Annotated in this window: 4 protein-coding genes; all 4 read right to left on the minus strand. The window is 66.5% G+C overall.

What is annotated here, in order from left to right; genetic code table 11:
* Positions 1-49 precede the first annotated feature (49 nt).
* The gene (locus AB4Y84_RS16570; protein ID WP_442245024.1) at positions 50-1,165 is read right to left on the minus strand and encodes an alkene reductase; all 1,116 of its coding nucleotides are present in this window, start codon (positions 1,163-1,165) and stop codon (positions 50-52) included.
* A gap of 124 nt (positions 1,166-1,289) precedes the next feature.
* Positions 1,290-2,162, minus strand: a complete 873-nt coding sequence (locus AB4Y84_RS16575) for an EcsC family protein (RefSeq protein ID WP_442245025.1) — start codon at positions 2,160-2,162, stop codon at positions 1,290-1,292.
* A gap of 113 nt (positions 2,163-2,275) precedes the next feature.
* Complete coding sequence (gene orn, locus AB4Y84_RS16580) at positions 2,276-2,848, minus strand: oligoribonuclease (RefSeq protein ID WP_312786345.1); 573 nt, start codon at positions 2,846-2,848, stop codon at positions 2,276-2,278.
* Positions 2,849-2,923: 75 nt separating this feature from the next.
* The gene (gene tadA, locus AB4Y84_RS16585) at positions 2,924-3,448 is read right to left on the minus strand and encodes a tRNA adenosine(34) deaminase TadA (RefSeq protein ID WP_394197255.1); all 525 of its coding nucleotides are present in this window, start codon (positions 3,446-3,448) and stop codon (positions 2,924-2,926) included.
* Positions 3,449-3,452: the final 4 nt, after the last annotated feature.

Below are 3,452 nucleotides of genomic sequence, written 5' to 3' on the forward strand. Positions count from 1 at the left end.
ATGATGCGGAATTCCGTGGGATGCCGGCCAGCGGCCGGCACTACCGGTATCACGCAAATGCCGCCTCTTCCAGCGTCGGATAATCGGTAAATCCGACCGCACCACCACCGAAGTACGTCGCGCGATCGGGCGAATTCAACACCGCGCCGGTGCGCAGGCGCTCGGGCAGATCGGGATTGGCGATGAACGGCCGACCGAAGCCGATCAGGTCGGCCCAGCCCTCCGCAAGCGCCTGCGCGGCACGCTCGGCGGTGTACTTGCCGGCGTAGATCAACGTGCCCGGATAGATCATCCGCAGCGCCTGCTTGAACGCGACGGGCATCAACGGGGCATCCTCCCAGTCGGCCTCGGCGATGTGCAGGTAACCCACACCCAGCTCGCCCAGCAGGTGTGCGGCAGCCAGATAGGTCGCCTGCGGCGTGTCATCCACCGCCCCCTGCAGCGTGGTCAGCGGCGCCAGACGCACGCCGACACGCTCGCCGCCAGCGACATCGACCACCGCCTGCACCACCTCGCGCAGAAAGCGCAGGCGATTCTGCAGCTCGCCACCGTATCCATCGGTACGCTGATTGGCCTGCGAGTCGATGAACTGGTTGATCAGATAACCGTTGGCGCCGTGCAGCTCGACGCCATCAAAGCCGGCGGCCAGTGCATTGCGGGTGGCCTGCGCATAGTCGGCCACGATGCCCGGAATCTCGTCTTCACCCAGCGCGCGCGGCATCGAGTGCTGGATCATCTCGCCCACGCCGGATTCCGGACCGGCGCCGGTGGGGTCGACGAAGACCTTCACCCCTTCGGCCAGCAGTGCCGAGGAAGAGACCGGGGCCGCGCCGTCCGGCTGCAGGGCGACATGGGACACCCGTCCTACATGCCAGAGCTGGGCATAGATGCGACCACCGGCCGCGTGTACGGCATCGGTGACCCTGCGCCAGCCTTGCACCTGCGCTTCGCTGTGGATGCCCGGGGTCCACGCGTAACCCTGGCCCTGCGGGCTGATCTGGGTGCCTTCGCTGACAATCAGCCCGGCACCGGCACGCTGGGCGTAGTACTCGGCCATCTGTGCGGTGGCCACATTGCCGGCAGCCGCGCGCGAGCGGGTCATCGGCGGCATCACGATGCGGTTGGGCAGCGTCAGCGCGCCCAGGCGGTGGGGGGTGAACAACATGGCGGCATTCTCTTGCGGGGGATTRCCGGCAAGGATGGGGATGGCGCTGCGCGCGCAACAGGCGCGTTCGTGCAAAACAGTTGTGCCGCCGAGGCAACGATGCCGCCTCCACGCATGGCGTGGATTACAACGTCGACTCGATCAACACCCCGCCGTGCGCGATGCGGTCATAGCAGGTGCGCACCACTTCTTCGCCGTATTTCAGCTCCAGCCGGCGCACGATGAAATGGCCGCGGGCCATGTCCTGGTAGTAGTCGGTGAACATGGTATTGAGCGTCGCGGCGGCTGCCGCACCGACGATCGGCACCGCCTGCGCGGCAAACTTCTCGGTGATCACCACACCGAAGCGCGCGGCGACCTTTTCCACCAGCTTGGCCAGCAGCTTGCCGGCTTCCTTCGGCGCCACGCCCAGGGTCAGATCGCGCCCGGTCACCACGCGCCCGGCCAGTTCGGCCGACAGGTGGCGCATCACATCGGTGGTGAAGCCACGGGCCAGGTAGTAGCCGGTCTCGCTGGCATCGTCGCGCGGCGAATTGCCGCCCAGTGCGAACACCTCCAGGCAGGCCTGGCGGGTACTGAACTGCGATAGATCGAAGCCTTCGCTGCGGGCAACATCGGCCACCGCACGCATCATGATCGTTGTCGACACCGGCAGCTCGATGAACAGCGCGGCAAAGCCGAACGCACCACCGACCGCGCCGGACGTCGCTGCCGCCAGCTTGTGCCAACGTGTCGAGGCGCCCTTGCCAGGAGTGTTGTCCATGCTCCACAGCGCGGCCTGCACGGATTTGGACAACGCCGCCTGCACTGCGCCGTGGATGCGGTTGGACACCGAGGTGGGAAGCGCCTTCACCGCGAATTCCAGCGGCGTCCCGACCAGGTTGGCCATGCGCGCGGTGATCGTGGGCGCTTCCAGCAGGGCTACCGCCCGCTGCAGGTCAGACCAGTCGCCAGCGTCGTGGGCGATATCGCGGGGCAGCAGGATGGGCTCGTTCATGTGGCCGATCTTAGCGCCAGGGAGTTGAACGGAGCGTAGTGCCGGCCGCTGGCCAGCAACACCTGATCCTCACCAACGCCGCGGGATTGCCGGCCAGCGGCCGGCACTACCCCTCACGGGCTCGGCAGGCCTGACAGCGCGCCCATGAACTGGCGGTAGTGGCGCAGCTCGTTGATCGAATCGTGCACATCGCTCAGCGCAGTGTGGTTGCTGTTCTTGCCCACGCCCGCAGCCACGCTTGGCGCCCAGCGCTTGGCCAGTTCCTTCACCGTGGACACGTCCAGGTTGCGATAGTGGAAGTACTTTTCCAGTCGCGGCATCTGCCGGTGCAGGAAGCGGCGGTCCTGGCAGATGGAGTTACCCGACATCGGTGACACGCCGGCCGGAATCCACTGCGCCAGGAAGGTCACGGTCTGCGCTTCGGCCTGGCCAAGCGTGGTGGTGCTGTCGATGACACGCTGCCACAGGCCCGAACGACGATGCTGGTTGCGGTTCCACTCGTCCATCGCTTCCAGCGTTTCCAGCGGATGATGGATGGCGAACTCCGGGCCCTCCGCCAGCACGTTGAGCTGGGCATCGGTGACCACGGTGGCGATCTCGATGATCGAATCGTTGTCGGTATCCAACCCGGTCATTTCCAGGTCGATCCAGATCAGTCGCTCGTTGGCCGCGCCGTTCTCTGCCATCGTGTCGCCTCGTTGCTGGGCAGGCACGAGGCCGGCCGGTAAAGGAAAGTGGCGGCCATCATACCCTTTCGCCACTCAGCCCTCGCCAGCGTGGTCCTCCAGCAGCAGCGGCGGCTTGCCACGCTTGGCCCTGAAGTAGTTGGTCAGCCGGTTGCCCGCTTCCTTGGCCAGCACACCGGCATGGACCTCCACCCGGTGATTGTGGCGGGCATCAGCGACCAGATCGAACACGCTGCCGCAGGCGCCGGTCTTGGGGTCGCTGGCACCGTAGACCAGGCGCGCCACGCGTGCGTGCACGATCGCCATCGCRCACATCGCGCACGGCTCCAGAGTGACATACAGCGTGCTGCCGATCAGGCGGTGATTGGCCAGCGTCCGTCCGCCCTCGCGCATGGCAACGATCTCGGCATGCGCGCTGGGGTCGTGCGAGGCAATGTTGAGGTTCCAGCCCTCGCCCAGCAGCTGACCGTCGGCACCCACCAGCACCGCACCGACCGGGATCTCGTCGAACTCGCGCTGTGCGCGTTCGGCCAATGCCAATGCGTGACGCATCCAGCTCTCGTCGACGTCGTGCACCGGCACGCCCAAGGTATCAGTCATGGCG

Origin of the sequence: Stenotrophomonas sp. 2YAF22 (genome assembly GCF_052114665.1) — a bacterium.
Classification (GTDB): domain Bacteria; phylum Pseudomonadota; class Gammaproteobacteria; order Xanthomonadales; family Xanthomonadaceae; genus Stenotrophomonas; species Stenotrophomonas indicatrix.